At 58.1% G+C, this 5,771-nt stretch carries 1 protein-coding gene and 3 rRNA genes; 1 reads left to right on the top strand and 3 read right to left on the bottom strand.

Features of this window, described 5'->3' with window-relative positions; all coding sequences use genetic code 11:
- The first annotated feature begins 94 nt into the window (after positions 1-94).
- Entirely contained in the window at positions 95-340 is a 246-nt protein-coding gene (locus EKN07_RS12905) for a hypothetical protein (RefSeq protein WP_206435733.1), read from the top strand.
- Positions 341-537: 197 nt separating this feature from the next.
- On the opposite strand, the gene rrf is transcribed toward EKN07_RS12905, so the two are convergent.
- From rrf to EKN07_RS12235, 3 genes are all read right to left on the bottom strand, one after another.
- A 5S ribosomal RNA gene (gene rrf, locus EKN07_RS12225) occupies positions 538-654 on the bottom strand.
- Between the two features lie 109 nt (positions 655-763).
- Positions 764-3,894, bottom strand: a 23S ribosomal RNA gene (locus EKN07_RS12230).
- A gap of 197 nt (positions 3,895-4,091) precedes the next feature.
- Positions 4,092-5,635: ribosomal RNA gene (locus EKN07_RS12235) — 16S ribosomal RNA — on the bottom strand.
- Together the 16S, 23S and 5S rRNA genes form the textbook arrangement of a ribosomal RNA operon.
- Between the last annotated feature and the right edge of the window lie 136 nt (positions 5,636-5,771).

Raw genomic sequence — 5,771 nt, forward strand, 5'->3', positions numbered from 1 at the left:
GTGTTTGCCGCCGTCCTTGTTGGTTTTCATGGTTGGCACTGTTGTCTCTGCATCATCGTCGCAGTGTTTGCCCGTCGGCGAATACTAACGGTCGATGAGCCAGGGGAATGATCCACGAGACGGCGAGAACCCGGGGTTGTTGGCACCGGGCCTGTGCCGAGCATTCTTTGTGCCATCACGGCCGTGCTGGTTCGGTATCTCGGTGCTACGCTCGGCCACCGTTTCAATGCCTGAGCGGGTCGGCGCGGCGGGATTTGGCTTCCGTGCCAGCTCAAACACGGGCCCGGGGCCGGGTATGAGTGTGGCAGAGGTGACCACCACCGGGCCTATAGGCCCGTGACTCCACACGCCTGCCGGGTGCCTGTCGTGCTTGTCGGGCGCCTGCAGGGCGCTGTCGGGTTTGTCTGGTGGGCCAAGACAACAACCAGGAATGCGTCTAAACACAATACCCACAGACAACACGCATACGCCTGAGGGCCAGAACCCCACAAGACAACAACTCCTTGCGGGTTCTGGCCCTCAGACCAACCGAGAACGTGGTGGCAGTGTCCTACTCTCCCACACCCTGCCGAGTGCAGTACCATCGGCGCTGGCAGGCTTAGCTTCCGGGTTCGGAATGGGACCGGGCGTTTCCCTACCGCTATGACCACCACCACAAACAACACGGGCACCCACACCCAACCACCAAGCCCCTCACACGAGTGGCCTGCTTGGCGTGGGGATCGTGAATCGTATAGTAGGCGCGAGCACACAAGAAAACATGTGTTATAGGTCATCGGTCATTAGTACCGGTCAGCTCCACCCCTTACAAGGCTTCCACATCCGGCCTATCAACCCCGTCATCTCCGGGGGACCTCCCCCACACCCTCAAGAGAGCATGGATCGAGAACTCATCTTGAAGCGGGCTTCCCGCTTAGATGCTTTCAGCGGTTATCCCTTCCGAACGTAGCCAACCAGCCATGCCCCTGGCGGGACAACTGGCACACCAGCGGTCCGTCCGTCCCGGTCCTCTCGTACTAGGGACAGCCCTTCTCAATTCTCCAACGCGCGCAGCGGATAGGGACCGAACTGTCTCACGACGTTCTGAACCCAGCTCGCGTACCGCTTTAATGGGCGAACAGCCCAACCCTTGGGACCTACTCCAGCCCCAGGATGCGACGAGCCGACATCGAGGTGCCAAACCATGCCGTCGATATGAACTCTTGGGCAAGATCAGCCTGTTATCCCCGGGGTACCTTTTATCCGTTGAGCGACGGCGCTTCCACAAGCCACCGCCGGATCACTAGTTCCGACTTTCGTCCCTGCTCGACCCGTCAGTCTCACAGTCAAGCCCCCTTGTGCACTTACACTCACCACCTGATTGCCAACCAGGCTGAGGGAACCTTTGAGCGCCTCCGTTACCCTTTAGGAGGCAACCGCCCCAGTTAAACTACCCACCAGGCACTGTCCCGGGCCCGGATCACGGACCACAGTTAGATGCGCGCTACGACCAGAGTGGTATTTCACCAACGACTCCACCACCACTAGCGTGACAGCTTCACAGCCTCCCACCTATCCTACACAAACCGCACCACACACCAATACCAAGCTATAGTAAAGGTCCCGGGGTCTTTCCGTCCTGCTGCGCGAAACGAGCATCTTTACTCGTACTGCAATTTCACCGAGCTCGTGGTCGAGACAGCGGAGAAGTCGTTACGCCATTCGTGCAGGTCGGAACTTACCCGACAAGGAATTTCGCTACCTTAGGATGGTTATAGTTACCACCGCCGTTTACTGGGGCTTAACTTCCTAGCGTCACCCCCCACACAGAGGAGCTAACCAGTCCGCTTAACCTTCCAGCACCGGGCAGGCGTCAGTCCGTATACATCGCCTTACGGCTTCGCACGGACCTGTGTTTTTGATAAACAGTCGCTTCTCCCTCTTCTCTGCGACCCACACCCCTCCACCCCGCACGGGGATGTCAAGACACGGGCCCCCCTTCTCCCGAAGTTACGGGGGCATTTTGCCGAGTTCCTTAACCACGATTCACTCGCACGCCTCGGTATACTCTACCTGACCACCTGTGTCGGTTTCGGGTACGGGCGGCTCAAACCTCGCGTCGATGCTTTTCTCGGCAGCACAGGATCACCCCATATCCACCCCACAACGGGATGCCATCATCAGGCCTCAGTCACATGCCCCCCGGATTTACCAAAGGAACGACCCACACCCTTAAACATGCCAAGCCATAAGGCACGCGGGACTACCACTCTGCGTCACACCTGTTAACACGCTTGCAGAAGCAGGCTCGGACCCCACGCCATCACACACACCCGCCCCGAAAGACGACCGCGCGATCCGGGATGGTTAGCATCACCCACACCCACATGGACGGTTCTTCGCCGGTACCAGAATATCAACTGGTCACCCATCGACTACGCCTGTCGGCCTCGCCTTAGGACCCGACTAACCCAGGGCGGAACAACCTAGCCCTGGAACCCTTAGTCAATCAGCGGACGGGATTCCCACCCGTCTCTCGTTACTCATGCCTGCATTCTCACTCCCACGCAGTCCACCACACGGTCACCCGGCAGCTTCACCCCACGCAGAACGCTCCCCTACCACACCCAACCCCTCAACCCACCCCAAGGCAGGCCCGGGAACACGCTGGGCATCCGCGGCTTCGGTGGTGTGCTTAAGCCCCGCTACATTATCGGCGCAGAACCACTCGACCAGTGAGCTATTACGCACTCTTTCAAGGATGGCTGCTTCTAAGCCAACCTCCTGGCTGTCACAGCAACCCCACATCCTTTCCCACTTAGCACACACTTCGGGACCTTAACCGACGATCTGGGCTGTTTCCCTCTCGACAACGAAGCTTATCCCCCGCCGTCTCACTGCCACGCTCAACCCTTGCAGCATTCGGAGTTTGGCTGACCTCAGTAACCCTGTCAGGCCCATCAGCCACCCAGTCGCTCTACCTCCACAAGGAACCACGCAACGCTGTACCTAAATACATTTCGGGGAGAACCAGCTATCACGGAGTTTGATTGGCCTTTCACCCCTACCCACAACTCATCCCCCAGGTTTTCAACCCTGGTGGGTTCGGGCCTCCACACGCTCTTACACGAGCTTCACCCTGGCCATGGGTAGATCACCCCGCTTCGGGTCTAGAACACGCGACTCACGCCCTCTTCAGACTCGCTTTCGCTACGACTACCCCACACGGGTTAACCTCGCCACGCATCACTAACTCGCAGGCTCATTCTTCAAAAGGCACGCCATCACCCCCACAAAAAAGGGCTCTGACGGATTGTAGGCGCCCGGTTTCAGGCACTATTTCACTCCCCTCCCGGGGTACTTTTCACCATTCCCTCACGGTACTATCCACTATCGGTCACCAGGAGTATTCAGCCATGACAAGTGGTCTTGCCAGATTCACACGAGATTCCACGAGCCCCGTGCTACTCGGGAACGCAACCAACACGCAACACCAGGATTTCACCTACGGGGCTCTCACCCTCTCCGGCAGGCCTTCCCAGACCCTTCGACTACCCCAGCATCAACACGCAGCCCCCCGTCGGAGGAACAACAGCCACGCCCCACAACCCCGCACGCGCAACGCCCGACGACTCTCACACACGCACAGTTTAGGCCACCATCCGCTTTCGCTCACCACTACTCACGGAATATCTCTTCCTACGGGTACTAAGATGTTTCACTTCCCCGCGTACCCATCCGCGCCCTATACATTCAGACACGAACGACCAGGCACAACCCCGGCCAGGTTACCCCATTCGGACACCCTCGGATCAACACCCGCTCGCCGACTCCCCGAGGCATATCGCAGGCCGCAACGTCCTTCCTCGGCCCCTGGTACCCAGGCATCCACCGAACGCCCATAAACACCTACAACACTTTCAAGATACTCGCACCCACTATACAATTCACAACCACCACACCAACACCACACCCACCCCCACACAAGAAGGCAGACACGGGCAGCAAAGGCATAACACCCAAGAGCCTGACAGTGCGCCTGGCCAACAAAACAACAGCACCCCAACACCCACACCCACAAACAAGCATGAGCACACCAGGGCACTCCCTAGAAAGGAGGTGATCCAGCCGCACCTTCCGGTACGGCTACCTTGTTACGACTTCGTCCCAATCGCCAACCCCACCTTCGACCGCTCCCCCCACCAAAAAAGCAGTTAGGCCACGAGCTTCGGGTGTTGCCAACTTTCGTGACGTGACGGGCGGTGTGTACAAGGCCCGAGAACGTATTCACCGCGGCGTTGCTGATCCGCGATTACTAGCGACTCCGACTTCACGTAGTCGAGTTGCAGACTACGATCCGAACTGAGACCAGCTTTAAGAGATTCGCTCCACCTCACGATATCGCAACCCTCTGTACCGGCCATTGTAGCATGCGTGAAGCCCAAGACATAAGGGGCATGATGATTTGACGTCATCCCCACCTTCCTCCGAGTTAACCCCGGCAGTCTCCCGTGAGTCCCCAACCAAATGCTGGCAACACGAGACAAGGGTTGCGCTCGTTGCGGGACTTAACCCAACATCTCACGACACGAGCTGACGACAACCATGCACCACCTGCACGCCAGTCCAAAGACCCGCACATCTCTGCACGATCCCGACGCATGTCAAGCCTTGGTAAGGTTCTTCGCGTTGCATCGAATTAATCCGCATGCTCCGCCGCTTGTGCGGGCCCCCGTCAATTCCTTTGAGTTTTAGCCTTGCGGCCGTACTCCCCAGGCGGGGCACTTAATGCGTTAGCTACGGCGCAGAACCCACAAACAAGCCCCACACCTAGTGCCCAACGTTTACAGCATGGACTACCAGGGTATCTAATCCTGTTCGCTCCCCATGCTTTCGCTCCTCAGCGTCAGTAACGGCCCAGTGACCTGCCTTCGCCATCGGTGTTCCTCCCGATATCTGCGCATTCCACCGCTACACCGGGAATTCCAGCCACCCCTACCGCACTCCAGCCTGCCCGTACCCACTGCACGCGCGAAGTTAAGCCCCGCGTTTTCACAGCAGACGCAACAAACCGCCTACGAGCCCTTTACGCCCAATAATTCCGGACAACGCTCGCGCCCTACGTATTACCGCGGCTGCTGGCACGTAGTTAGCCGGCGCTTCTTCTACAGGTACCCTCAACCACCCAAACGAGCAGCCTTGTCCCCTGCCGAAAGAGGTTTACAACCCGAAAGCCTTCATCCCCCACGCGGCGTCGCTGCATCAGGCTTGCGCCCATTGTGCAATATCCCCCACTGCTGCCTCCCGTAGGAGTCTGGGCCGTATCTCAGTCCCAATGTGGCCGGTCACCCTCTCAGGCCGGCTACCCGTCGACGCCTTGGTAGGCCATCACCCCACCAACAAGCTGATAGGCCGCGAGCCCATCCCCCACCAGAAAAACCCTTTCCCCCCAGCACCATGCGACACCAAGGGAATACCCGGTATTAGACCCCGTTTCCAAAGCTTATCCCGAAGAAGAGGGCAGGTTACTCACGTATTACTCACCCGTTCGCCACTAACCCACCCCAACCAAAAAGCCAGAATGAGCCCGTTCGACTTGCATGTGTTAAGCACGCCGCCAGCGTTCGTCCTGAGCCAGGATCAAACTCTCCACAAAAAACAAAAAGAGAGCCAAACCCAACCCAACAAAAACAGCAACCAACCACCCACCACAACAGCAGACAGCCAGCCACCAAACAAAAAACAAAAACCAGACACACTATCAAGCACCCAAACACCACACCCACACCCCA

Origin of the sequence: Actinobaculum sp. 352 (genome assembly GCF_003957265.1) — a bacterium.
GTDB lineage: Bacteria > Actinomycetota > Actinomycetes > Actinomycetales > Actinomycetaceae > Asp313.